Genomic DNA, 26,880 nt, shown 5'->3' with positions numbered 1-26,880 from the left:
AGAAAATTTGATCGCGTGGCATCAGCCAGAGAATTTGTTTAGACACACTCAGTAACTCGATGACAGGCAAAAACGCAACACAGAATGCATTTCTGCGGTTGGTGTCCAGTAAGGTCGAAGTTTCCGAGTCAGCATCTCGCTACTCGTTGCTTCCTGGTAAAGAAATGGTAATTGGACGTGACCCCATCTGCCAAATTGTCTTGGATGCCATGATATACCGGATGGTATCTCGTCGTCATGCGGTAGTTCGTCCCCTTTCTTTAGTGACCAATAGCGGTTGTAGCTGGGTAATTTGTGATTTAAATAGCGCCAATGGCACTTTTTTAAATGGAGAACACTTAAAAGGATGTCAAGAATTACATTTAGGCGATCGCATTTCCCTTGGCTCTGATGGACCACAATTTATTTTTGAGTATGAAGTTATTGCTCAAAAAACGATAATTAATGTGAGTAAAGCGACAGTATTATCATCTATCAATAACCAAAGTCTGTCATCAAAGCAGGATTCTGTAAGCTTCACACAATTGTTTCCCATTATCTCTACTGGTAAGGATTTAACTCGCAAAGCCTACCTAATCCCAGGAATCCTCACGGTAGTTTTTGTGGTGTTAATGTTTGCTAGTGTGGGTCATCCTCAAGCCAATCAAGTAATTGTCGGATCTTATATCGCTTTCGCGGCTTACTACTTTGTTTATCAATTATGTGGTAAGTCTAAGCCTTGGTGGGTACTCATAGCTGCGGCACTGAGTACAATGTTAATTTTGCTGAGTCCTCTATTAGATTTATTCATCAAAGTATTCCGAGATATCTTACCGGGGACTTTAGATACGACATCTCCAGATGGTATTACCTTCACCGAATTATTCGTACGGATGTTTTTTGGGGCGGGGTTAATGGAGGAGTTGCTGAAAATACTACCAGTATTAGGGGCATATTGGATTGGAAATTCCTTACCTTCACCTTGGCGAGAACGGATTGGGGTTTGGGAACCCTTAGATGGCATTCTCCTGGGTACAGCTTCCGCTGTGGGCTTTACTTTACTAGAAACCCTTGGTCAATATGTCCCCTTAATTTCTCAAAATTCTGGTCAATCAGTGGGTTTACAGTTACTTATTCCCCGCATTTTAGGTTCTGTGGCTGGACACATGGCCTACAGTGGATACTTAGGCTATTTTGTTGGTTTGGCTGTGTTAAAACCCCTGAAAGGAAAGCAAATTCTCTCTGTGGGTTATTTGAGTGCTTCTGCACTTCACGCTTTATGGAATGCCACAGGTTCGATTAATGCTTTTTTCTTAGTGGTAGTTGGTGTTTTGTCCTATGCTTTTCTCATGGCAGCCATTCTCAAAGCCAGAGTATTATCACCAACAAGATCAAAAAACTTTGCAACCCGGTTTCTCGACCCAAAATAGCAGATAGCAGGGACAGGGAACAGAGTTAAAACTAAGTTTAAGAATCAGATTTTGAGAGATGTTGGAGGGCATAATCAGCGATCGCTAAAGTAATTTTTGCTTGTTCTATTTCTGATAAATTTGCCCAATCTCGATGTTCAAAATCTCTAATTATAGATGTCAATGTTTGTGGTTCACTACTTCGCATTGCATAAGCAAAAGGACGAGCTAAAACTAACAGATCATCCATTTCCCAACTGGGTAGTAAAGCCTGGACACATTCCACTAATTTCTCACTAGCTGATTTTTCAAGAATAGAAACTTCAGCAGCTTTTTGAGCAATTGCCGTGAGTAAAACTTCAGGCATAACCGAAAAAGCATTTTGCAAAGCTGACCGAAGATAATTAACTGTATTTTTACTAATGTTGTTATTTTCAATAACAGAAACTTGATCCCAAATTATATCTAAGTTTTGGTAAAAATTATCGGCGCTGGTGATTAGTTCTGCGTCGGTGAAATCCTGCAAACCAAATTGTAGTTCTAGATGCTGAAAATAAGCTTCTGACGATTCATCAGCCAAATTCCAGGGATAAGTAGCATCTTCAGGTTCTAGTAGTGCTTCTATAAATTCTAAATCCAGATTCGATGGGACAATATTCACAATATTTAAATCCTTAGGTTGGTTTTTCATGTTCTTTTCTCTATTAATTCATTGTTCTTGTTGACAGCTACAACCTGAAGAATTGGATTTCCGTAAAGTCATGGAAATAAACATCATCTCAATAAATTTTAATCCAGCAGGTTGCAGGTAAATCAAATTCAACGGTTTTCAATCCTGACTCTTACTGCATTCTTCTGTGATAAATTCCCAAATGTCACCTTGAGAACTGCCAAACATTAACTGCATTCCCGATGTTAAAGCCACTTCTTCCCGCAGAATTTGTTGCCAACCATTGGGGCTTAAATACCAGGTAGTCCCATAGGTAGAGAAATCCTGTAGGTAATAAGTAATCATTGATGTAGTTTCATTGAGAGTATGCCGACATAAAATTTCCGCGTGCCGTTTAGAAATGTAAAGTTCGGGGATCACAATATCATTATCTTTCGTGCGACCGATGCGGGTAACACCGGGACGTAATAACCAAGTTTTCTCCCCTGGTGACAGTGATGGCTTTGCCCGCCCTAGGCATCGCAAATAAGCTGTATTCACCGGGGTAGCTATGCCAGAAATTGCCGGCTCTGGTAGTTCTGTAACTCCTTCATCTACGCCTTTAATCAGTTCTCCATCAAAATCAGGATGGAGGTAGAGAACTGGTAAAGTCCAAGCTGGTTGATTGAATTTATACAGTGTCAACAGTTCTTGTCTAGCTGCTGCTACCGCCTCATCAATTAATTTACGCGATCGCAAATTAGCAGCAAAAGTTTGAATAAAACTATAACTTTCTGCATCAGCAATTTGATCACGCATTCCTAACACCGCTGGCACACCATGACGAATTAACACTTCTACCAAACTACTAGCAGGGATAGCTTGGTGATTAGTTGCTGCTGGTTGCGCTCCCCAACAGGCGTTAAAAACTCCCAATTTTATCCCTGTCCGCGTTAAGACTTGAGCTAATTCTATCCCATTAATTTTGAGTTCATTTCCTAAAAATAATGAGCCTCCATCTGGATCTGGTAGTCCATGCCCGGCATAAAAAAACACATTATAAACTTTAGTTTCTAACTCTTGAATTAACTCTGTTTTCGTCGGTTGTACCAATGTCTTTACTGTACAAGGTGCATAGCCAGCGGCAGTTTTGCCCACAGGACGACCTGCTAACAAGATTTTTTTCAGTAAAGATGCTTCCTGATCTAGTTGTAATTTATGATCATGTCCTAATACCAACAGAATATTTACAGCCCGGTCGGTTCGCAATTCTGGCAGAGGTTCAACTTCACGGATGGTGCGACTAAATAAAATATCCTGGGAAAGAGACATGGCTGATTGTCCGGCTTCTGGCTGCATAATTTCCCAAGGTAAGGCAATCAGATCAGGATCACGAATTTCTAACCGAAAGCGTAATTGAGTCTGTTGACCCATGGCCATCCCCCGACTCCGTTCCCAACTACTCAAAATCGCTCCATCAAATATCCATCGCCATAAATTGATGCCCAAGGATTGCATCAAACGACTACTATAGGGACTTGTATTTTGACCTTCAGCAGGTGAAATTACAGCTAAGGGTAAGCCATTAACTAATGGAGATGTTGAACCGGACGTAACATCTAATAGATTATGACCAGCAAACATTTGCTGCCAATCTCGCCAAACCTGATTAAGTTCAGCGGAGAAAACACAATCACGGAGAACATAACCACTGGGATATGGTGCTTGGACTACCCAAATGGCGAAGTGATCTGTGCCAGTATTCACTAGACGGGCGATCGCTATACTCGCCGAAGGCATTGCCAAATTCGGGCTGGACATGGATTGGTAGAAACTAAACGTTCAAAACACAGATACAGATATTCTAGACAGAAGTAGCGAATTTAGTCATTAGTTAGTTGTCAGTTGTTAGTTGTCAGTAGGGGCGAAGCATTTGCAAGATAAATTATCGGTCATTGCCAAAAATAGTTCTCCAAATGCTTCGCCCGTACAGTTGTTAGTTGTTAGTGGGAAAATTTATACCTGTCACCTATTGACAAGGACTAGGTTGATTTGATTGTAAAATAGAAATACCCTTCCCTAGATCTTGCAGTTCGGAAAAGTTAACTTGGACTATTTGAGAAGTTTCTAAGGCAGGATTGGATTTTTCACAGAGGCGCAAACGCACTTCTGGATTATTTTCATTATTAGGATTAGTTTTTTTCTCTATAACTTGGAAAAAACTTTCAGCGGAAAAAGGTTGGTTATTTAAAGTTATGGAACTATTAGCTTGAATCACCCAATTAGGAGAGAGATTATCTAAAGTTCTTTGTATAGTCGAAGGTGGAGGCTGACTGGAAAAAGGAGTCGGAGAAGAAATTATTATTGTTGGTGATTTGAATTGAAGTTTAAACCAATATCCCAATAAACCAGATAATAACGTTAATCCCAAAATAACAAACAACTGTAATGGTATTTGGGGAAGTTTGATAGTTTTATTTTCGGAAATAACTTGAGTTTTTTGATTATTAATAAAACTCTCACCATTGTTTGGATCATCTGATGAATATAATTCTGTGTCAGCTAAAAGATGAGAAATATCCGCTGTAATTCTTATATCTGGTTCAGAGTATTTGACATTGTAATGTACTAAAGCAATAGTAACATTATCATGTCCATTTTTAGTATTAGCAATTTCTATTAATCTTTGGGAAACATTTTCTATACTTGTTTTCCCAGAAAGGAGAGGCAATATTTCTGTTTCCCAAGATTCTTCTACTCGGTCAAAATCGCTCAAACCATCGGATGTGAGTAAAAAAACAGCATCTTCGTCAATAATAAAGCGTTGAGAGGTAGGATGTAGTGAGGTACTTTTACTCATTCCCAAAGCCTGAACTAAGGAGCCAGAACCACTGTGTTGTAATGCTTCCCGGTAGAGAGCATAGCCCAAACGGACTTCACGGGACGCGACATCATCATCTAAAGTAACTTGATGACAACTATGGCGGGTAATCCAGTAGGCACGACTATCACCAACATGGGTAATATATATCTCATGGGCGATAGGTAAAGCCATGACAATAGTTGTTCCCATGCGTTGTCGTCCTTGACGATGTTCGCTATCATTACGCTGGCTGATTTTATCATTAGCGGTTGCCACTGCTCTTTCTAAATCAGAAAGTAGCATGGAAGGATCTATGTTGTCGTCAGCAACTGAAGTAAGTTCTTTTATTTGTTGCTGAATGGTTTCAATTGCTAGGTTAGAAGCCACATTACCGCCCTCATGTCCACCAATACCATCACAAACAACTGCTAGGGCGTTATGCTGGGGTGGTTTAGTGATCAAAGTGTCGGCGGCAGGGTAACAAGCATCCTCGTTGCGTGGGCGGCTGGGGCCTGAGTCTGTTTTAGTATAGATTGTGATAGTGGTTGTTTGAGATTTTTCTAATTGGTTTAATCCTTGATCTAAAACTTTGATTAATTGTTCAGATGAGTTAATGTCCCCCTGAATTAGAAATTCACATACTTGTTGAATAAATGGGGCAATATTTGGTTTGGCATTTTTGAGCAGTTTCAGCCAAAATTCTCCCAATTGGGATAATGTCGGGGGGGTTTCTCCATCAAAACGCAATTCCAGTAAGCGAATTAATACCCCTTCTACCCTTAATAGATAAGAGTCTAGAAGGCTAGATGCTACTCCTTCAATGCCTAGGGGCTGCCATAAATTAGCTAATTGCCACAGCCAATGAATTTGGCGGATTGATGAAGCTGCACTCCAAACAGTATCTAAACTACTACATAGATTTGCTTGAGTGATGGTTGCATCAGTTATTAATGGTGGTCTTTCTAATAGTAATATTTCTGTTTTACTCTGCCCGTTACCTAAATTGAGAATTCCATAAACTTGTGGTATGTGGAGACGATAGGGAATTAATTTCAGATAAGGTCTAATTTTTCCTAAATCATCTAACTCTGGTATTTGGGGCAATAACCCAGGTTTGATATCTAAAAGTATGAATTTATTAATAACTAAATAGCGATTGCTCCCATCGTCTAAAATAGATCCGGGATCACCAAAGTTGAGATCATTGCCCACAGCCCACAAATAACGCTTAGGCAAAGGAGTGGAACACTGCTGGCAAAATTTGTGGGTGAGGGGATTAGCAGATTGACAATATTCATTTGGGCAGCAGAGCGTTACCGCATCATTTTCCATAGTTTTCCCACCGATCAACAATTGGCATTTTTTTCCAGAGTATTTCGTGTCATTAGTTGCTACCGCGCATATTTTTGGCAACCCACAGGCTCATCATAACTTTTATTGTTATGGGAATATGTAGCAATAGCAGAACTAATTCTCCACCTGTCATTAAAACTTGACATAGCTGGCGAATATAATTCGCCAAGGCTAGTAGTCTGTCAATCCAAAAATGACGGGTAAAGAAAGGCAAGCAGGGGGAGAAGAGGGGCAGGGGGAGTAGGGGAGGGAAAAACAAACAGAAGTTTTTTCCGATCATTACCCGTCAAAATAAATTTGACGAACTACTAGGTAGATATGTATTCCGGTTATTGATTATTACTTACGGCAATTTGGGGTAATCCCATACTGTAGTTAGTAACCCGACTGGAGAGATTATAGCTAATTTCGCCTTTTTGAAGAAGCGATCGCAAATAATGCTCTAAGTCTGAACCAATACGGCGTAAGTTATAATCTGTTAGATCCGCGCCACTAGACGCTTCTACCAATTGATCAAACTGGCGATAAACTTTTTGCAGAGCATCTTCGTTCCAGTTAAATTCGTTATCTGGATCAATATCTAGTGTCAAAACTTGATTACTCGGAATCAGTTCATCTTTGTCCATTTCCGCCGCAAAAATGCGAACATGGCGGGTTGTGGACTTGAGCAGCATCAGGTTATCCATAAATTTGGGTGTAAGAATTTAGCTGAATTGCACTGCAATCATTTTAACTGCTATGTTTGAGCTTACAGCAAAAATGACGGCGAAAGTCTAAAATTAGGACAGATGGGCGCAGTCAGAAGCAGGACTGGTGTTTGGGCTGTGATGTTAAGTTCGGATCTCATTTACCCGGAATGTGCCATATTCTTCTAAATTGATTCCGTCTCATGTATGTAATAATTCACAAAAAATTTTCTGATTTTTTGACTGATTCTGATTTTTTCTGATGTAAATGTACTCATCTTGTAGTGACTTCACTAGATTTTCTTCCAGTTAGTCAATTTTCCTACAGTTATAAATTGCATTTATCAAAGGAGCATCTTCAGTACAAATGCTTAATTGTTCTCATCCGAGAAAAGTAAAAAAAATAATATTTCTTGACGTTTTTAACAAGTTGATGTAAAAACCTTTAACAAGGTCTAATCAGTTCTTTACAAAAACTTCATGGTATGACATCTCAGAAATTGAATAATAGTTTATGGCTCGGATATGCCATAAATAGGAAAGAAACACCAAAAAATAGTAGAATCTAACTAAAAAAAAACAGGGGGAGTAAAATAAGATGCCAGTTTTATGGATGAGAAAAAATTCTGATCTTCAAAAACTTTGGATTCACAAAAGTACAAAGAAAGTATAAGAAATTTTTCTGAAGATCTAGAACCCTACCCGGATGACCACTAACTAAAGGAATCCTCAAACAATACCTTAGTCAAATTACGAGGGTGAGATGATAATGCTTTAACCATGAACTCCCGTTCCTCGCTCTTGCTTGGCAAAAACAATCACCCCTAAAAATTCCTTAAAGGTTTCCGACAAGGATTTTTTAAATGTATTGACGGTAGGATAAGGGTTTTAGATTCTAAACTACCTTTTCATCGAAACGCTTATATATGATTATTTTTGCCGTTTTTGCCAAAAATTATCAAGGCTCTTATTTTGGCAATAGTATTGTCAAAACTATGAACTCTAAAGCATTACCACGCCAAATAAATAATCCAGAAGTAGGTGTTTATGAGTGCGAAATTCACCTTAAATTCCGCCTGATTGAGGAAAAGAGTCTATTAGGTGATCGTGAGCAACTGTTACAAGTATTACTAGAGGCTTTAACTGAAGGATCTGATGATTTTTTAGAAACCTTACAAGCATCTGTAAAAGCTCAGGAGATTTCGGAGTTTAAAGCCTCCCCACAAATGCGTCGCCAAATGATGCGTTTACGCAATTTCGCTGATACTATTCAATAGTTATTGGTGTAATTTTTGATAGTGACCAGTCTAATTCAGATTTTTCAATATTGAGTTGGAAAAGTTAGCCTTTACCTGTTTTTCTTAATCATGAGTTCGCTTACAAACGTAAAATTACGTCTACAATATTTGCGTCTCAATGCTGCCAAGCTAGGAAAATTACAAGTAAAAATGTCTGACATTGTGTTACTATCTCGGCAGCAAAATTATCCAGGTGCACTTTACCATTTTTTTACCAAGTAACTCTCATCATAAGTAGAGCAGTTTACTTTGCTAGACCATGTTCTAAAGCAAAACGAACCAACTCTGTGCGGCTATTAGTACCAGTTTTACTAAATAGACGACTCACATATTTTTCGACATTGCGGACGCTGGTTTCCAAGCGACGGGCAATTTCTTTATTCATTAATCCTTCTGCTACCAAATTTAAAACACTTTGCTCTCTAGGAGTCAAATCTATTTTAAACGGGGCTGGCGTTTGGGATATGGCACTCCGATGAGTTAATAGTATTCTAATTTGAGCGATTTGATTAGCCAAATCGGCAAGATTTGGAGTTTCGCTGTTTTCCCCGGTTGAGGGAGTTTGGGCGCTGCGACGCGCTAGTAAGTTTTCAACTATGGCGACTAATTCATCAGGATCGAATGGTTTCGGTAAATACGCATCAACACCTGCATGATAGCCTTGAATGCGATCGCCTGTCATCCCTTTAGCAGTTAAAAATACCACTGGTAGAGCCTGAAAACGGGGGTCATCTCGCATTTGCTTGAGGAACTGATAGCCATCTACCTGGGGCATCATAATATCAGAAATGACCAAATCAGCGGTGTTTGCTTGCATCCAGTCCCAACCTTCACGGGCATTACTGACAGTTTGAACCCTAAAACCGCTTTCTTGTAAGTATTCTTTGACGGCTTCCCGCAATCCCGGTTCGTCATCTACCAGTAACAATTGTGCTGACATTGAAAATTCCTATTAGGTGTACCTTAATCTAATCTAGCGAAATTTGGTGAGTATTGACTACTAGGGCAGAGGAAATCCATTAATTCATCCGTCTTTATCTGCGTTTATCTGCGTTTATCTGCGGTCAATAATTCTTAAAATCTGATTCTATTCTCATCCTAAATTGGTATTATATATCGCATCAAAACCCAATGGTAAATTATTAAAAGTCAACAATAAATATGATTAAAGAAATAGGTAAAGTTTACCTTGTTGGTGCAGGTCCTGGAGATGTAGAATACTTAACCGTTAAAGCCTATCGGCTGTTAGCATCTGCTCAGGTGTTGGTGTACGATGCTTTAGTTGATAGTCAATTATTAGATTGTGTTCCTGTTGATTGCCTAAAAATAGATGTTGGTAAACGTGGAGGTAAACCCAGCACTTCCCAAAATGAAATCAACGATTTATTAGTAAAACATTGTTTAGAAAACAAACAAGTTATTAGACTAAAATCGGGAGATCCTTTGATATTTGGACGCTGTATTTTAGAAATTACAGCTTTAAAAAATGCAGGTTGTGAATTTGAAATCATTCCGGGAATTTCTTCCGCATTAGCAGCACCATTATTAGCCGGAATTCCGCTTACAGATAACGTTCTTAGTCGTTGTTTTGCAGTTTGTACAGCCCATGAACCAGAAACTTTAAACTGGGAAGCATTAGCAAGTTTAGAAACCTTAGTAATTTTGATGGGAGGAAAAAATTTACCAGAAATAATCCATCAACTGATAAAATATAGAAAACCTCATTCTACGCCGATTGCTATTATCCGTTGGGCTGGAACACCTAGTCAAGAAGTCTGGACAGGAGAACTGGGAAATATTCTCGAACAAACCGTCGGCTTATCTCTCTCTCCCGCAGTTATAGTCATTGGTGAAGTTGTGCGATTACGCGATGATTACCTATAATATGAAAAATCTCTTCTTTGCGTCTTTGCTCCTTTGCAACTTTGCGCGAAACCAAAAATTATTAAGTGAATGTCAACCGTGAATTACAATCTTTCTCCTTTAACTGGGAAAACCATTTTAGTTACCCGTTCTGTGGGACAATCGCACCAATTTAGCGATCGCTTAACCTTCGCAGGTGCTAATGTGATAGAAATGCCAGCTTTAGAAATTGGACCCCCTAGCAGTTGGGACGCTTTAGATCAGGCAATTTCACATTTATCAACTTTTAATTGGTTAATTCTCACTTCTAGTAATGGTGTGGAATACTTTTTTGAGAGATTAGAAAAATCCGGTCAAGATAAAAATGCTTTAGCTGGTGTAAAAATTGCCGTTGTTGGGGAAAAAACCGCCCAAAGTTTACAAAAACAAAATATTCAAGCTAACTTTATTCCTCCTAACTTTGTGGCTGATTCTTTAGTGGAAAACTTTCCCGAATCACTAACAGGTAAAAAGATATTATTTCCTAGAGTTGAAAGTGGTGGAAGAGAAGTATTAGTAAAGGAATTAACAGCTAAAGGTGCAGAAGTAATTGAAGTTCCCGCTTATGAATCTTGCTGTCCTCAAAGTATCCCCCCTGCGGCTGAATATGCCTTAGTTAATAATACTGTAGATATTATTACTTTTGCCAGTTCTAAAACAGTCTTATTTTTCTCGCAATTAACAGCACATATATTTACCTACAATCCAGAAAATTTAGCCAGAGTTTGCATAGCTTCCATTGGTCCCCAAACTTCAAAAACCTGTCAAACTGTATTTGGGAGAGTAGATATTGAAGCGGAAGAATATACCTTAGAAGGTTTAACAAATGCCATAATTAAATGGACAAATCATAGCTGAATTTTCTAATGACTAATACCAACCTTATGTGAGGTGGCACAGAATCATGAAATCCATTAATTCATCCCTCTTTATCTGCGTTTATTTGCGTTTATCTGCGTTCAATAAATCTTAAAATCTGATTCTATGAAGATTCATCTTAATTTAGTATTATAACCAATGACTAAAAACTTAATTGGTTTAACTGGTGGAATTGCGACAGGTAAAAGTACAGTTGCTAATTATTTAGCGACAACTTACAATTTACCGATTTTAGATGCAGATATTTATGCGAGAGACGCGGTATCTGTCGGTTCTCCTATTTTGTCACAAATTGCTGAAAAATATGGTAGAGAAATCATATTAAATGATGGTAATTTAAATAGAGCCAAATTAGGAGAAATTATTTTTCATCAACCGGAAGAACGTTGTTGGGTAGAGGGAGTAATTCATCCTTATGTGAGAAATTGTTTCGCTAAAGCTATTAACGAATCATCTGCAAATACTTTAATTTTAGTGATTCCCCTATTATTTGAAGCTAATTTAGAAAATCTAGTTAATCAAATTTGGGTTGTATCTTGTTCTCCACAACAGCAAGAACAGCGATTAATAGAACGCAATAATTTAACACCGGAACAAGCAGCAGCGAGAATTAATAGTCAATTACCTATTGCGGAAAAAATTGCTCGTGCTGATGTGGTTTTAGATAATTCTGCCAATTTAGAATCGCTTTTACAACAGATAGATAAAGTTTTGTTGCAAAGTTTAACATAAAATTAATTGCATTTTTAAATAAAATATATTGTATAAAATACTTTTATATTATATAATGCTACATTATGGCAGAAGTCAGGAGTATAACCCTGTTGTAAACGGAGTTTCATTATCAATTTATGTCCTAACCATGTTGAAGGTCTACTAATAGCTGGTATCATAGTTTAACTCCAGTATTGATCAGGAAAATCCAAACTCTTAAACTTTGCGTCTTTGCTCCTTAGCGTCTTTGCGCGAAAATAAATTCTCAACGCAAACAACGAATAGCTTCTAATAAACCTCTGGCTTTATTGAGAGTTTCCTCATATTCCTTTTCTGGGTCAGAATCAGCCACCAAACCTGCACCAGCTTGGACTGTGACCGTCTGATTATGTAATACCATAGTTCTGATAGCGATCGCACTATTCAATTGTCCTTCAAAATCATAATATCCATAGACACCAGAATACACACCCCGGCGACTTGGTTCTAACTCATTAATAATTTCCATCGCCCTGATTTTAGGCGCACCGCTGACAGTCCCAGCAGGAAAGCACGCTTTGAGTAAATCCCATGCAGTTTTACCCGGCGCTAACTTACCCACCACATTACTCACAATGTGCATCACATGAGAGTAGCGTTCAACGATCATTAATTCATCAACCTTAACACTACCGCTGCTGCACACCCGCCCCAAATCATTGCGTCCTAAATCTACTAACATGACGTGTTCGGCGATTTCCTTGGGGTCTTGAAGTAAATCAGCGGCTAAAGCTGCATCTTCCTTTGTTGTCTTCCCTCTAGGTCTAGTTCCCGCAATGGGACGGACTGTGGCGATGATTTCCCCTTCATCATTGCATTCGGCTTTGACCATGACTTCGGGGCTAGAACCGATAATTTGCCAGTCTTGGAAGTTAAAATAAGCCATGTAAGGCGAAGGATTGATTTGCCGCAGAGAACGGTACAAAGCGAAGGGATTGCCTGTATATTCTGTGGACAAGCGTTGCGAAATGACAACTTGGAAAATATCACCAGCTTTGATATGTGCTTTGGCCTTTTCCACACTGGCGCAAAATTCTGTCTGGGTAAAGTTGCTGGTATAGTCCTCTATGCCCGCTTTAGGCTTGTTTCCAGGGGCTGTCCAAGATATTCTGGTGTTTTCTGGTGATAGGGGCAAAGATAGCTTCCTGACCATTTCCTGAATGCGATCGCTTGCTTTTTGATATGCTACCTCTAACCCGGCTGGATCACGTAAATCTGCGTAGGCGATCGCCCAAATCTTCCGTTTTACCTGGTCAAAAATCAATAACTGGTCTACCTGCATCCATAATCCATCGGGGATATTGCGTTCATCTTGAGCATGAATTGGCACGCGCGGCTCAATCCAATTTATTAATTCATAACCCCAAAACCCAAATAAACCACCAATTCCTGAAGGTAATTCTGGTAATTTTACTGGGTGATAAGGTGCTAAACATTCAGATAAAACTGTAAACGGATCACCTATAAAAACCTGTTGATCACCATTTCGATGGGTTTGGGTTGTTTTATCACCCCTTACTTCCAAAATCCACAAAGGATCACAACCTAAGAAACTATAACGCCCTACAGTTTCCCCACCTTCCACCGATTCCAGCAAAAAGCTATAAGGTTGATCTGCACAAACTTTATACCAAGCAGATACAGGTGTATCTAAGTCGGCTATCCATTCCTGATACACTGGCACAAAATTACCTTGGACAGCAAGTTTCTGAAATTGGTCGAAATCGGGGAAAATCATAAATAATTAAAAATTGACAATTAAAAATTAAAAATTAACAACGAGCTTTTAGTCATGGGTAAGGGGGCAAAATTTTTCTTTTTTCCCTATTACCCATTACCCACTACATAACGATTAGTTGACAACGGCGTAAATCAACCAACAATTAAAAATCACACAAAAAGCTAGTTATTTCTGCTTTTTTAATTTTTAATTGTTAATTTTTAATTCCGCCCTGCGGTACTAAGCGTCGTGAGTAGCTTTACCGCTGAATTTGATTTGTGCAGGGTTGGGGTTTTGACCGATTCTGCGGGGTACGTGACGCACCATAGAACGTCCAGCATTTACTTTTTCAGGGAAAACGCCATCAGCAGGGTGAATCATGGTAGTTTCGCCGCCGGGAAGAATGCGGTAAACTTTGTAGTCGGTGATTTTGAATTTGCGAAGTTGCGCGCCTAAAGCAATACCGTACTCTTTGCGAGCAATGTAAAGTAGGTTTTCGCCTTTTACCATTTTAGCAGCGCCACCTGTGGGCATTTCAAAGACTTGCTCTTTAGGGCTTGTCCAGGTGATAGCGTACTTTTCTTCTACATCAGCTTTTGTGAGTAATCCGCCAGTGCTGCCACCAAAGATTGGGGTTTTTCCAGTCAAAGTTGCCATAAACTGTCTCTTGTAGGTTTTTACGGCATACTAACATTGGAACTGGACTTATGTTGCGATCGCGTTATAGACTGTAACAGTTTTTAGTAATTAGTTGGTGGTTAGTTGTCAGTGGTCAGTAGGGGCGAAGCATTTGGAAGATAAATTATCGGTCATTGCCAAAAATAGTTCCCCAAATGCTTCGCCCGTACAGTGGTTAGTGGTTAATTATTTTCCTGGCTGCCTTGGACGATGGGAATTGTAAAATGAAATTGACTGCCTTGATCTTTACCTGTGGATTCTGCCCAAATTTTTCCGTCCCAGCCGTTGACAATTTGGCGACAAATTGCTAAACCCAATCCAGTCCCGCCGGTTGTTCGCCGTAATGCCCCTTCTTCCTGGTAGAAGCGGTCAAAAACGATTTCTAGGCGATTGGGTTCAATTCCCCTGCCTGTGTCCGCTACGGTGACTTCTAGCATCTCCTGACTATTGCTAATGGCTTTAATAATAATTTGCCCAGAAGAGGGAGTAAATTTACAAGCATTATCGACAAGTTTGGCGATTACCTCTACTAACCAATCACCGTCAGCCCTGACTAAAGGTAGGTTGGCAGAAATTTGATTTGTGATCTTGGGTATTTTTTCTTGGCTAGAGCGTGTCCGTAAGCGACTGAGGGATAAATCTACACATTCTTGGATGGTTAATGATTCAGGATGCCATTCTACCCGACCACTTTCTAAGTTAGAAAGGGTTAAAAAGTCTTGTACCAGTTTCCGCATTCTTTCGGAGTCTGCAAGGGCTGTATTCAACATTATTTGTTGCAATTCCCAAGGCATATCCGGTTCAGTAGCCAGGCTTTCTAAACAAACTTGAATGGTAGATAGGGGGGTACGGAGTTCATGACCGGTAATGGCAATTAAATTACTGCGGGTGCGGTCTAAGGCTTCTAATTGTTGGTTGAGTTCTTCTAAATTGGCAAAAGATTCCGCTTGAATCAGGGCTGCACCAATTTGAGTAGCGATCGCCTTCACTAAGTCTAACTCCCCTGGTTGCCATTCATGGGGAGGAAAATGGCAATCGTGTAACTCCACAATTCCCAGTAGTCGCCCTTGATATAATACGGGTTCGATTAACCAAGAACGCACGCTAAACTTCTTCACAATTGACGATAAGGCTGTTGATTTCTTTATTTTGGAGTCCCCCACGGTATCAGCTACACATACTCCCTCCTGTTGTTGTAAAACCTGCTGAAACAGGGGATTATTTTGTAACTCCCAACTTTGCCCCAGTACAGATGTAACATTAGAGTTCAAAAATTCATGTTCGATTATAGCTTTGGCATCTGTAGCTTGGGCGCGATAAATTAGACAACGACAGGCTTCTAAATGTTGTCCCAACTCCTGAGCCGCAACTTGGAGAATTTCTCGTGGATCAAGCGATCGCCTAATTGCTGTACTAATGGAATTTACCAACCGTTCTTTCCTTGCTTGATCCGCAATCGCACGGTAAGCTTTATGCAGCTTATACTGACTAGCTTGCAGATATGTCACCAACCTCTGCACAAAAGGATCGGTATCAATATCATCTACATATTTATGATTGAAATTAACTTTTAACTCGTCTGTTGATTCCTTAATATTTAACCGCTGCTTCACTTCATCAACTTTATCCGCTAAATCTGGCCGATAAATCTCAATTCTATCTAATAACAATTGAGCGGCTTTTAAGCATACCCCTTTTTCCGATGTCCAAATCCCCTCAAATCTTCGCGCTGTATCCATATCCAAACTAGGAATCATCTCTGGGATATATTGATTTTTGGCCAGAGAACCCAGGCTTTCTCGACAGATTAAGCAAGTAGCATAGTTATCAGCAATTACTAGCAAATGCCATTCTTGCGCTAAAGCATCATCAGGCTCAAAAGAGATCTTTTCATAATATTCTGAGCTATTAGCAAACTCTGTTTCTGGTGCAGATAATACATATATTTGATTACTTTTTTGTGCAAGTCGCTGATAACGATGAGCTTCTTGCCGGTAAAATCGCTCTTGCTGGAAACTAGCAATGATCAAAGGACTGTCTAAATTGGCTGCTAAAACCTGATCTTCCATTGCATGGGAGAGAGCGGTTAGTGAAGCCTTAAAATATAACTGAGGTCGCAGATGGGGGAGTGAGTTTAGTAAATCACTCAGCACGGAAGTGGAAATACTCATTAGTCATTAGTCATTAGTCAGTGGTCAGTGGTCATTAAACACATATTACCTATGATCTATTACCCTTATCTATTACCAGTCGCAAGAACATTTATCTATTTTTTTTAACCTCAATATAGGTTTGTTCGTACCTAATGTAGTCGGGGCAATGTATAAGCTTAACGAATTTGCTTGCATAATTTGGCATTTTAGAAATTCATATCCTTATTTTAGATTAGCCTAAAAAGACTGTTTATATTGATCTTCCGTAAATCTAGGAATCTAGTTTTTGGTAAAATTGCCAAAAATATTAAATTTTAGTTAAAAATCACAAAATAGTCCCAATATAGGCTATTTAACTCTATAGCCTGTAATTATTGCCCAAAAAATTCTGTAAGTGTTTATCACTGAGATGAAATTTCCATCAATGCTAAAATTAGTCTCTGGCTTTATTTACAAAAGTTAATTTATTCAGGTCATCCCCATAATTCCCCCAGGTTAATAAAATGACAGATGCTCATATTCCCCAACTCGATAATTGTAGTTCCACAACCCTACTCAAATATTTTGAAAATTCCTGGGAACTGGAAGAAACCTTAATGAAGAGTTTGGTTAAAGAAGAAACATTTTATCTAAATCCCGATCCTTTAAGAAATAAATTAATTTTCTATCTTGGACATTCGGCTGTTTTTTATATTAACAAATTAATTCAGGTGGGATTAATAAAAAATCGGATTAATCCCCAATATGAAACCTTATTTGAAATAGGAGTTGATCCAGAAACACCAGCAGAACTAGAGGTAGCCATTCAAGGAGTCAACTGGCCTAATATCAAAAAAGTTTGGGAATATCGAAACAAAGCCAGAGCAGAAATTACCACAATCATTAATAAGACTCCTTTAGATTTACCCATTCATCAACAGCATCCTATTTGGGCTTTATTAATGGGAATAGAACATAGTCGTATTCATGTCGAAACCTCTTCCATGCTGCTGCGTCAATTACCCGTTGAGAACTTAAAACGTCCCCAAGGATGGAATTATGCACCTACTAATGGAGAAATTCCACATCATCAAATGCGAGAAGTTCCTGGTGGTGTAGTAAAATTAGGAAAACGCCAAGATGATTTAACTTTTGGTTGGGATAGTGAATATGGTCATTTAGAAGTTGAAGTAAAACCATTTTTAGCAAGTCAATATCTCATTACCAATGGAGAATTTTTAGAGTTTGTCCAAGACGGTGGTTATAATAATGTAAATTATTGGCATACTGAATCTTGGGCATGGAAACAACTCTACAATATCCAATATCCCAAATTCTGGATACACCAAGAAAATAACTATCGCTATCGTGCCACATTTGATGAACTAGATTTACCTTTAGATTGGCCTGTAGAAGTCAACCATTATGAAGCCATGGCATTTTGTCGGTGGAAAGGTAAAAATACTCGGTTAATGACAGAAGCAGAATGGCATCAAGCCTTAAAAATATCAGCAGATTCCAGTTTAGCAAATAACTATAATCTTAACTTACAATTTATTTCTCCCACGCCTGTGGGAATGTTTTCAGAAAATCATCAATCTGGACTTTCTGACCTACGGGGTAATGTCTGGGAATGGTTAGGGGAAACATTCAAACCCTTACCAGGATTTAAAACTCACCATCTTTATGAAGATCAATCTGCACCCTTTTTTGATGATAAACATTTTATGATGTTGGGTGGTTCTTGGGCAACGAATGGTACAATGGCTTTACCTTGTTATCGTAACTGGTTTCGTCCTTATTTTTATCAGCACGTCGGTTTTAGAGTTGCTGAAAGTTTGGATTAATAAAATCGAGATCCCCGACTTCTTTTTTTATTTTATGAATAAATTATCAATTGATATCAGAAGTCGGGGATCTTATAATCACTCTAGAGGATTTAGAAAATGATTACACAACCTTTAACCGTTTTAGATCATCATTATCAAGAGTTAAGTATTGATGGCAAGGATGTTATTAAGGGGTTAACTGAAAAACTGAAAAGTTTACCTCCCAAATATTTTTATGATGATCCTGGTTCTCAATTATTTGAAAAAATTTGTGAGTTACCAGAATATTATCCGACTCGCACAGAAGCCTGGATTTTAGAACAATATGCTGATGAAATTGCCGAAATTACAAATTGTTGTGAGTTAATAGAATTAGGTAGTGGCAGTTCTACTAAAACTCAAGCTTTATTAACTGCTTATCAGAAAATTTCTGGTAATTGTAGATATCTGCCTATTGATGTCAGCGGAGGGATTCTCAAAACTAGTGTTTTACAGTTACAAGAAAAGTATCCTGATATTGCTATTCATGGATTATTGGGAACTTATGAACAAGCTTTAGTTCATCTAGAATCGAATTATTTACAATCGCGGATGTTGTTTTTTCTGGGAAGTTCTTTAGGCAATTTTAACCCGGAAGAATGTGATATTTTCTTAAATCAAGTTTCTCGAACCTTACAACCAGGAGATTACTTTCTGCTAGGGATTGATTTACAAAAGCCCCCGGATATTTTAGAAGCTGCTTATAATGATAGTCAGGAGGTGACTGCTGCTTTTAATTTAAATATGCTTTCTCATTTAAATTGGCGGTTTCAAGGTAACTTTGATATCAGTTTGTTTAAACATCAAGCTGTTTATAATCAAGTTGATCATCAAATTGAAATGTATTTACATTGCCAAAAAAGCCATTGGGTATCTTTAGAACTTTTGGATTTAAAGGTTAACTTTGAAGCAGGAGAAAGTATCCTTACAGAAATTTCTCGTAAGTTTAATTTAGCAACAATGGAAAAAAACTTGTCAGATAAAGGATTGAAAACTGTAAAAACTTGGACAGATGAAAAGGCGTGGTTTGGGTTGATTCTTTGTCAAGTTGAATGATCCAGATATTCAAATAGAAAATCAAGAAAGATGTTTTTAGCTAAAGGTTAGAAAGTTGTTGGGTGTAGATATGCAAAGATTTTTGAATTTTTGTTTGGAAATCGAGTTTTATATCAAGATTTCTATTTGCTGCACAATTGTGCAGCAGGTATTTTATTTGCTGTTCAATAATATAGAACTTAATTTTATCACCCAGGTATTACTATACTGGCTGATTGGTTCTATCTCATTTTATGCTATTGGTTTTTTCATTGAAAAATTCATCAAAAGTAAAGATAATTTAACTGAAAAATTAACTGCAAGAGTTAAAAAAGTAAAAAAGCAATCATTTCCTGCTTTCACTTTCAAAGGTATAATTACAGGAGAAATTAAAAGTTTAATAGCAGCATTAATCATACTATATTTAGCCCCAGAAGTTCATAGAGGTAATAGTTTACTTTTAAATTTGGGATGGTTTTTTATGAGAATAGTTGCGGCTGATTTCTGCTTTTATATAGTCCATAGATTATTTCATAAAAAAGCATTTCTCAAAATCCATCTTAAACATCATGAATTTCAAGATACATCCAGTTTTGTAGCTGGACATAAAAGCCTTCTAGAATATATTATTGTTACCATCACAGACGTTTTACCAATCTTTATATTTGGATATGACATCACCCAACTTTGTGCATGGAGTTTGATAGGTAACATTTATAATTTAGAAGGACATAGTTCTTTATCAATATTTTTCATTCCCTCAGACTTTCATGATCTTCATCACACTAATTTTAATGGAAATTATGGTATTCATGGATTTTGGGACAGAGTATTTAAAACACTTAATCATCCTACCAAGAAACTGGGAATTATGTTTCCTGTGAGTATTCTTGAGAATAAAATTAAAACTCTCAAATGATCTAGTAGTGTAGATGTAGAAGTTTCTTAAAATTTCCCTGACAATTTTACAAAAGCAACTGACTAACCATGAAACCAAATCCTATCCCCCCACAACCAGGTCAAGAATCAGTTTGGGACTATCCCCGTCCGGCAATTTTAGAAAATACGAACAAACATCTCAAGATAATTGTTAATGGGATGGTTTTGGCTCAAACACATCAAGCTAAAAGAGTCTTAGAAACAAGTCATCCTCCAGGTTATTATATTCCGGCTGAAGATATTCAGTTAGAACATTTAATAGAGACACCTAGAAAAACTTGGTGTGAATGGAAAGGTTGGTGTCAATATTATGATATTTCCGTAGGAGATAAATACATAAATAATGGTGCTTGGCGATATATTCAACCTAGTCCTAATTTTGAATCAATTCAAGAATATTACAGTTTTTATCCTAGTTTAATGGATGCTTGCTATGTGAATGATGAATTAGTTAAAGCCCAAACAGGTGATTTTTACGGAGGGTGGATTACTTCTGATATTGTTGGACCATTTAAAGGTGAACCAGGAACTATGTGGTGGTAAATAAGGAGAATTTCAGTTATCAAAATTGATAGTTTGACAATTCATGAACATCATGTAGAAATTATCTATATATTTCTCCTGAATATATAGATAATTTCTAGTACACTGCGGCATAAGTAAAATAACCATTAGAAATACCTGAAAAGCTTATACAATCTGCTTTTTTAATTTTTAATTGTTAATTTTTAATTCCGCCCTGCGGTACTAGTCTGCTGAGGTACAAAATTATCTGCGGTTATCTGCGTCCATCCTCTTATATCTGCGGTTAATTATTTCTTTGGTGTACCTCACTTGGATGAGAATCGCTATATTATTGGTTGTGATATAATAGTGTTTGTAGACCGAAACCCAATCATTTGAAACCAAAGGAATGATTTAAACAATGAACAAATCACAGCTTAATTTGATATTACAAGAAGTTAAACAAGCTTTGCAAAAACTTTATCAAAACCAACTGGAAGCAATTATTTTATATGGTTCTCAAGCGAGGGAAGACGCTAAAGAATTTTCTGATATTGATATTCTGGTTGTTCTGAAATCAGAGATTAACCCCTATCATGAAATTGATAAAACCAGTCAAATAATCTCAACCATTTGTCTAAACAACGATGTTGTTATTTCTCGTCACTTTATCTCTTCAGCAAAGTTTGAAAATGAAAATACTCCCTTTAACTATAATGTCAAAAAAGAAGGTATTTTTCTATGATATCGGAGGAGAAAAAATTTATTAAAATTGCCGAGAAAACTTTATAAAAAATTTTATATTTTTGAGAATCAAATATCTGAAAATTATAATTGTTGAGATTTTAACCACTCACTAACAACTTTTTCCACGGGTTGAGATTGATTGTCTACTTGATAATTCATCTTTTGTATTTCTGTGGTAGAAATTTTTCCTCCTAATTGATTAATGGTATCTGTTAACTCTGGATATTTTTGGAGAATTTCTTGATTAAAAATAGGTATAGCTTGATAAGGTGGAAAGTATTTTTTATCATCTTCTAAAATCACTAAGTTTAAAACTGGAATTAAACCATCTGTAGAATTTGCAGCAATAAAATCTACTTGTTTTTCTTTTAATGCTTGATACATTAATCCTAATTCCATTTGTTTAATATTGGCAAATTTTAAGTTGTAGGTTTTAGATAATCCTGGATAACCATCTGCACGTTCTAAAAATTCATATCCAAATCCTGCTTTCATTTGTGGACTATATTTACCAATTTCCGAAAGGCTTTTAATTTGCCATTTTTTGGCATCTTCTTCTCTGATAATCATGGCAAAGGTATTCTCAAATCCTAAAGGCTTCATCACTGCTAATTTCAATTTTTGATCATAGTATTCCTTGACTTTTTTATAAACAGTCTCAGGATTACTAATTGGTTTTTCTTTTAAAACAGTAGTAAATGAAGTTCCTGTATATTCTACATAACCGGCAATTTTTCCCGCTTTTACTGCTTCATGAGCAATAAATGTTCCTCCTAAGTTAAAACGACGATCTACTTTTAATTTGGTATGATTTTCTATGTGTTGTGCTAATAACTCTCCTAAAATTACTTGTTCTGTGAAATTTTTAGAACCGATAATAATTTTTGCTGGTGCTTGTTGATAGTTAAAAGCTATTAATCCTGCGATAATTAAGGTGATTATTCCCAAAACAATACCTATTTGCTGATTAAATTTACCTTTGTTTGCTATTTGTTTCGTAAGGTTTTTTTCTAATAATTCTAAACCGAAATCTGCACTCAAAGCAATTACAGCAGCGGGGACTGCTCCGGCTAAAATTAATTCATTATTAACTGTGGAAATACCGCGGAAAATAAATACTCCTAAACCACCACCACCAACAGCAGCAGCAATTGTGGCAATTCCTACGGATATAACGGTGGCTACTCTTACCCCTGCTAAAATGACTGGTAAAGCTAGGGGAATTTCTACTTGCAATAGTAATTGTTGATCTGTCATTCCCATACCTATCCCGGCTTCTTTAATGGCGGGATTGATGCTATTAATGCCAATATATGTATTACGAATTATGGGAAGTAAAGCATAAAGAGTTAAGGCAAATATGGCGGGAGTTTTACCAATTCCTCCCAGAAAAGGTACGGAAATTAAAAAGCCAAAGATGGCTAAACTAGGGATGGTTTGAATGGCGTTTGCTAAACCAAGAATGGGGGAAGCTAATTTTGGTTGACGAGTGATAAAAATGCCGACAGGAAGACCAATCGAAATGGCGATCGCTAGGGATATAATGACTAATATTAAATGTTCTCCACTGTGGATAATTATTTCTGTACCGTATTGAAATAAAAACATAACTTTTGTATTTTTTATCTAATTTTAATTAAGTTCTTCCCAACTGTTACCAATATTTAAACAAGCTAAAAATGCTTTTGCTTCTGGATGTTGAGATTGGAGAAATTCTCTTCTTGTTCCTAATACGACTAAATTTCCTTCACACATTAAACCAATTCTTGTGGCTAAAAAGAAGGCTTCTTGAATATCATGGGTGACAAATATCACGGTTTTTCCTAATTGTTGTTGTAAATATTGAAATTGTTGTTGTAATTCTAAACGGGTAATTGGGTCAAGTGCGCCAAAAGGTTCATCCATTAATAGTATAGGTGGATCTGCGGCTAAAGCTCTAGCAACTCCCACTCGCTGACGTTGACCTCCTGATAATTGATGGGGATAACGTTGAGCAAATTTTTCTGGTTCTAATCCTACTAAGTTTAACATTTCATAAACTCTATTTTGAATTTTCTGTGGTGGCCATTTTTCTAAAGATGGGACGAGTCCGACATTTTCCGCGATGGTAAAATGGGGAAATAAACCTGTTTCTTGGATGACGTAACCTATCCGTCTTCTCAATTTAATGGCATCCCAGTTAGTTGTGGGACGATTTTGAACTAAAACTTGTCCTTGGGTGGGAATAAGTAAATGATTAATTAATTTTAAAGTTGTGGTTTTTCCACTCCCACTGCGTCCTAATAAAATTAAGGCTTCCCCTTGATGAATGCTCAAATTTAAGTTAGATAATAGGGGACGGTGATTAATGGCAAAACTGGTATTTTGAAACTCAACGGCAATTTCTGATGTTGTTGACATAATGGTTTCGTTAAACAAAATTAAGGTGGTCAGATCCCCGACTTCTTAGAGAAGTCGGGGATCTTATTGGTTCCGTATGAAAAGAAACAAAGGTGGTGGGTATTTTTTATTCACCTCTTTCTACTTTTATGAGATTTTATGCCTGAGTAAGTATTCTCTACCTCTAGCACCTCTCAATGTTTATGAAGGAATAAACTCTTGAAAAACAGCCAGTTTTCAGGCTTGACTTCTAATTAATAAGGTATACATTTATAGAAATTCATTGTCTTAGATTTAATTACTTTTGTTTTTTAAGAGTATTGATTTGAGCAAATTTACACCTGTATAGGTAACTCTGGCTAATGACACCGGATACATTGATGACTCCAGAAACAATTGTCCTCGACAACAGAACTTTTACTCCCGCAGACCAAAAAGAGATTTCCGAATGGCCTTGTGTTGTCAGTCAAAGACCACAGCCAACCATTACAGTTAAAGATGATGATTTATTCCTGGTGACAGATACCATGGGGAATATTTCCGATTGTTACCTTTATGGTAGCACTCCTAGTATGGGGATGTTTTGCCGTGATACCAGGTTTTTGAGTCGTTTGGAGTTACAGATTGAAGGGCGATCGCCTATACTACTGAGTAGTAACGCTGACAAGGGATTTGCCCTCTCGGTTTTATGTACCAATCCTGATTTAGAGAATCTTTTTAAGGCTGATACTGTAGGTATTCGTCGGGAAATTGTTCTCAATGGTGCATTATTTGAAGAAATAGAAGTTGCTAACTACAACACTACCAGCATTGTTTTTGAACTGAGTCTGAGTTTTGATGCTGATTTTGTGGATTTATTTGAGGTTAGAGGTCATCATCGCCAAAAACGGGGAAGACTTTTACATTTAAATGAATTAACATCTGATCATGTTGCATCCTCATCTCCTCAAACCCATAAAGAGGAATCTCTAACCCTTGCATATCAGGGTTTAGATGCTTCGATTATGGAGTCTCTAATTCAATTTCAGCATTTACAACCAACTCGGTTTCACGGTTCTACGGCAGTTTGGCGCATAGAATTGGCATCTCATGAAACTAAGAAGTTAGGTTATCGGCTGAATATGTTCACTGACAATCAACCTAGCTCTACTATCAGTGCTGCCTCTACTTTAGCACAAGCAAAAGCTGCTGAATTAATGGAGGAGCAAAATTGGTTGCAGCAAATTACCCGGATTAGCTCAGATAAAAGTCTTTTTAATCGCGTCATTTCGCGGGCTGAACAAGATATATATTTATTGCTTCAGTCCTTTGGTAAACATAAAACTGTTTCTGCTGGTGTTCCTTGGTTTTCTACTTTGTTTGGTCGAGATTCTATCATTACCGCGTCCCAAACCTTGATGTTGAATTCCAAAATTGCCAAAGAAACCTTGATACTATTGGCAGAATATCAGGGTCAAACTGATAATATTTGGCGGGAAGAAGAACCTGGTAAGATCTTACATGAACTGCGGTTGGGAGAAATGGCGAGATGTCAAGAAATTCCCCATACACCCTACTACGGTACTGTGGATGCTACGCCGCTGTGGTTAATGTTGTATGCTGAATATTACAGTTGGACTCATGATCAAGAAACCTTGGAAGCACTGTGGCCAAATGCTTTAGCGGCTATGGGTTGGATTGATCGTCAACTTCAAGAAACTGGTTATCTCAGCTATGCACGCAAATCTAAAGGTGGTTTAATTAACCAAGGTTGGAAAGATTCTGGTGATTGTATTGTCAACCGCAAAGGAGAATTAGCCATTGGGCCAATTTCTCTGTGTGAGGTGCAAGCTTATGTCTATGCAGCGAAAAACCGCCTCGCAGAAATTGCCAAAATCCAACAACGCCCAGACTTAGAAGAACTTTGGCAAACAGAAGCGAGACAACTTAGGGCTAAATTTAACCAAGATTTTTGGTTAGAAGATCAAGATTTCTGTGCTTTGGCTTTAGATGGAGAAGGTAAACCAGTAGATAGTATTAGTTCTAATCCTGGCCAGTGTTTAAATTTGGGGATATTTACGTCTGCAAAAGCCTATAGTGTGGCAGAAAGACTGCAGGCTGCGGATATGTTTAATGGTTGGGGAATTAGAACTTTAAGTAGTTTGTCACCGGCTTATAATCCGATGGGTTATCATACTGGTTCAGTTTGGCCTCATGATAATTCTATGATAGCAATGGGATTGCGATCGCTCGGTTTAATTGATCAATCTCTGGAACTATTTCAAGGATTATTCAACATGACCTCCCAGCAACCCTATCAACGTCCTCCAGAACTATTTTGTGGTTATGAAATGAACGGTGATAATGCTCCCGTCCAGTATCCCGTTGCTTGTACTCCCCAAGCCTGGGCTACAGGTAGTATTTTTCAACTATTGCAAATGATGGTGAATTTAGTCCCAGACGCACAGAATAATTGTTTGCGAATTATTGACCCAGCTTTACCAGAATCAATTAACAATTTATCTTTTCACAATTTGCGTGTTGGTGGCACGATTTTAGATTTAGAATTTGAACGAATTGGTAGCACTACCGCTTGTCGAGTTGCGAAAAAACGCGGTAATTTGCGCGTGGTGATTGAAGCTTAAATTGAACAATAAGATCCCCGACTTCTCTGAGAAGTCGGGGATCTGACTCTGACACCAATCAAATAGGATGGCTATATTCTGTAGAGATTTATCAAAAATGCCCACACATAGCAAAAGTTAATTAAACTTTCATCTGTACTTGATGTGAGCTTTATTTTTCGTATGTTAGACTTGCCTAAGTTCTAGAAATTCAGCACCCAGTATTTTTTTGGGTACTCACATAGAGCAGGTTTTCAGGGATTTTGATGAACTTTGTCCATCTAGGATGACTCAATCTTCAAGCATATCATCAGTAATCATTTGTCTGTCACCATCAAGCACGACAATTACAAAAATAATCTGGGATGTCAATTTACCTGGCTCAATAAATTTGAATTGAGCTAAATTTCTATAGCTTAATTGTAGTTTTGCTGATGAATATTTTTAGCATCCTACCTTAATCTGCTGAGTATTTAACATATCAAAAACATCTTTTCCAAACTA

General features: G+C 37.7%; 22 protein-coding genes and 1 pseudogene. 13 read left to right on the top strand and 10 right to left on the bottom strand.

What is annotated here, in order from left to right:
* Window positions 1–59: 59 nt before the first annotated feature.
* Complete coding sequence (locus ANA_RS08495; RefSeq protein ID WP_015079655.1) at window positions 60–1,409, top strand: PrsW family glutamic-type intramembrane protease; 1,350 nt, start codon at window positions 60–62, stop codon at window positions 1,407–1,409.
* A 37-nt stretch (window positions 1,410–1,446) separates the two neighbouring features.
* On the opposite strand, the gene ANA_RS08490 is transcribed toward ANA_RS08495, so the two are convergent.
* Together ANA_RS08490 and ANA_RS08485 are read right to left on the bottom strand one after the other, a co-directional pair.
* Window positions 1,447–2,079: a hypothetical protein gene (locus tag ANA_RS08490; protein ID WP_015079654.1), complete on the bottom strand. Its 633-nt coding sequence runs from the start codon at window positions 2,077–2,079 to the stop codon at window positions 1,447–1,449.
* 138 nt (window positions 2,080–2,217) lie between these two features.
* Window positions 2,218–3,837: a CHAT domain-containing protein gene (locus ANA_RS08485; protein ID WP_015079653.1), complete on the bottom strand. Its 1,620-nt coding sequence runs from the start codon at window positions 3,835–3,837 to the stop codon at window positions 2,218–2,220.
* Between the two features lie 112 nt (window positions 3,838–3,949).
* Between ANA_RS08485 and ANA_RS27005 the strand changes: the two genes are divergently transcribed.
* Complete coding sequence (locus tag ANA_RS27005) at window positions 3,950–4,093, top strand: hypothetical protein (RefSeq protein ID WP_168651836.1); 144 nt, start codon at window positions 3,950–3,952, stop codon at window positions 4,091–4,093.
* On the opposite strand, the gene ANA_RS08480 is transcribed toward ANA_RS27005, so the two are convergent.
* Entirely contained in the window at window positions 4,067–6,232 is a 2,166-nt protein-coding gene (locus ANA_RS08480) for a PP2C family protein-serine/threonine phosphatase (RefSeq protein WP_015079652.1), read from the bottom strand. The genes ANA_RS27005 and ANA_RS08480 overlap by 27 nt on opposite strands.
* A gap of 350 nt (window positions 6,233–6,582) precedes the next feature.
* Window positions 6,583–6,939 (bottom strand): NAD(P)H-quinone oxidoreductase subunit M, encoded by a 357-nt coding sequence (locus ANA_RS08475; protein WP_041457849.1) that lies wholly within the window; start codon window positions 6,937–6,939, stop codon window positions 6,583–6,585.
* 995 nt (window positions 6,940–7,934) lie between these two features.
* Here ANA_RS08475 and ANA_RS08470 point away from each other — a divergent pair.
* Window positions 7,935–8,216, top strand: a complete 282-nt coding sequence (locus ANA_RS08470) for an Npun_R1517 family heterocyst differentiation transcriptional regulator (protein WP_041458318.1) — start codon at window positions 7,935–7,937, stop codon at window positions 8,214–8,216.
* A gap of 265 nt (window positions 8,217–8,481) precedes the next feature.
* On the opposite strand, the gene ANA_RS08465 is transcribed toward ANA_RS08470, so the two are convergent.
* Complete coding sequence (locus ANA_RS08465; protein WP_015079647.1) at window positions 8,482–9,177, bottom strand: response regulator transcription factor; 696 nt, start codon at window positions 9,175–9,177, stop codon at window positions 8,482–8,484.
* Between the two features lie 221 nt (window positions 9,178–9,398).
* On the opposite strand from ANA_RS08465, the pseudogene cobA reads away from it, so the two are divergent.
* The 3 genes and pseudogenes from cobA to coaE all read left to right on the top strand — a co-directional run.
* Window positions 9,399–10,118 (top strand): annotated as a pseudogene (gene cobA, locus ANA_RS28475) (uroporphyrinogen-III C-methyltransferase); the annotation flags it as partial.
* A gap of 72 nt (window positions 10,119–10,190) precedes the next feature.
* On the top strand, window positions 10,191–10,997 hold the full coding sequence (locus tag ANA_RS28470) for a uroporphyrinogen-III synthase (RefSeq protein WP_371260391.1): 807 nt from the start codon (window positions 10,191–10,193) through the stop codon (window positions 10,995–10,997).
* A gap of 159 nt (window positions 10,998–11,156) precedes the next feature.
* Complete coding sequence (coaE, locus tag ANA_RS08450) at window positions 11,157–11,750, top strand: dephospho-CoA kinase (protein ID WP_015079644.1); 594 nt, start codon at window positions 11,157–11,159, stop codon at window positions 11,748–11,750.
* Between the two features lie 247 nt (window positions 11,751–11,997).
* Here coaE and trpE read toward each other — a convergent pair whose 3' ends face one another.
* Together trpE and ANA_RS08440 are read right to left on the bottom strand one after the other, a co-directional pair.
* Entirely contained in the window at window positions 11,998–13,509 is a 1,512-nt protein-coding gene (gene trpE / locus ANA_RS08445; RefSeq protein WP_015079643.1) for an anthranilate synthase component I, read from the bottom strand.
* 222 nt (window positions 13,510–13,731) lie between these two features.
* On the bottom strand, window positions 13,732–14,148 hold the full coding sequence (locus tag ANA_RS08440) for a photosystem I reaction center subunit II PsaD (protein WP_015079642.1): 417 nt from the start codon (window positions 14,146–14,148) through the stop codon (window positions 13,732–13,734).
* Between the two features lie 94 nt (window positions 14,149–14,242).
* Here ANA_RS08440 and ANA_RS27000 point away from each other — a divergent pair, with 94 nt between their 5' ends.
* On the top strand, window positions 14,243–14,392 hold the full coding sequence (locus ANA_RS27000) for a hypothetical protein (RefSeq protein WP_200863845.1): 150 nt from the start codon (window positions 14,243–14,245) through the stop codon (window positions 14,390–14,392).
* Here the strand turns inward: ANA_RS27000 and ANA_RS08435 are convergent.
* Complete coding sequence (locus ANA_RS08435; RefSeq protein WP_015079641.1) at window positions 14,352–16,340, bottom strand: DICT sensory domain-containing protein; 1,989 nt, start codon at window positions 16,338–16,340, stop codon at window positions 14,352–14,354. The two genes, ANA_RS27000 and ANA_RS08435, sit on opposite strands and share 41 nt — an antisense overlap.
* Before the next feature lie 485 nt (window positions 16,341–16,825).
* Here ANA_RS08435 and ovoA point away from each other — a divergent pair, with 485 nt between their 5' ends.
* From ovoA to ANA_RS08410, 5 genes are all read left to right on the top strand, one after another.
* A complete protein-coding gene (gene ovoA, locus ANA_RS08430; protein WP_015079640.1) occupies window positions 16,826–18,148 on the top strand; it encodes a 5-histidylcysteine sulfoxide synthase in 1,323 nt (440 codons plus the stop codon).
* Between the two features lie 99 nt (window positions 18,149–18,247).
* Window positions 18,248–19,225 (top strand): L-histidine N(alpha)-methyltransferase, encoded by a 978-nt coding sequence (egtD, locus tag ANA_RS08425; RefSeq protein ID WP_015079639.1) that lies wholly within the window; start codon window positions 18,248–18,250, stop codon window positions 19,223–19,225.
* Between the two features lie 70 nt (window positions 19,226–19,295).
* Window positions 19,296–20,123 (top strand): sterol desaturase family protein, encoded by an 828-nt coding sequence (locus tag ANA_RS08420; protein WP_015079638.1) that lies wholly within the window; start codon window positions 19,296–19,298, stop codon window positions 20,121–20,123.
* A gap of 68 nt (window positions 20,124–20,191) precedes the next feature.
* Window positions 20,192–20,686, top strand: coding sequence for a DUF427 domain-containing protein (locus ANA_RS08415; protein ID WP_015079637.1), 495 nt, complete (start codon window positions 20,192–20,194; stop codon window positions 20,684–20,686).
* Between the two features lie 382 nt (window positions 20,687–21,068).
* A complete protein-coding gene (locus ANA_RS08410) occupies window positions 21,069–21,392 on the top strand; it encodes a nucleotidyltransferase domain-containing protein (protein ID WP_015079636.1) in 324 nt (107 codons plus the stop codon).
* A gap of 83 nt (window positions 21,393–21,475) precedes the next feature.
* Here ANA_RS08410 and ANA_RS08405 read toward each other — a convergent pair whose 3' ends face one another.
* Together ANA_RS08405 and ANA_RS08400 are read right to left on the bottom strand one after the other, a co-directional pair.
* On the bottom strand, window positions 21,476–23,002 hold the full coding sequence (locus ANA_RS08405) for a glycine betaine ABC transporter substrate-binding protein (protein WP_015079635.1): 1,527 nt from the start codon (window positions 23,000–23,002) through the stop codon (window positions 21,476–21,478).
* A 24-nt stretch (window positions 23,003–23,026) separates the two neighbouring features.
* Window positions 23,027–23,794 carry an ATP-binding cassette domain-containing protein gene (locus ANA_RS08400; RefSeq protein ID WP_015079634.1) on the bottom strand — a complete coding sequence of 256 codons (768 nt, stop codon included), beginning with the start codon at window positions 23,792–23,794 and terminating at the stop codon, window positions 23,027–23,029.
* Between the two features lie 341 nt (window positions 23,795–24,135).
* Between ANA_RS08400 and ANA_RS08395 the strand changes: the two genes are divergently transcribed.
* Window positions 24,136–26,397, top strand: coding sequence for an amylo-alpha-1,6-glucosidase (locus ANA_RS08395; RefSeq protein ID WP_015079633.1), 2,262 nt, complete (start codon window positions 24,136–24,138; stop codon window positions 26,395–26,397).
* The last annotated feature ends 483 nt before the right edge of the window (window positions 26,398–26,880 follow it).

The organism is Anabaena sp. 90, assembly GCF_000312705.1.
GTDB classification, from domain to species: domain Bacteria; phylum Cyanobacteriota; class Cyanobacteriia; order Cyanobacteriales; family Nostocaceae; genus Dolichospermum; species Dolichospermum lemmermannii.
The sequence above is the reverse complement of the archived record's forward strand: the minus strand, read 5'-3'. Positions and strand labels throughout refer to the sequence as shown.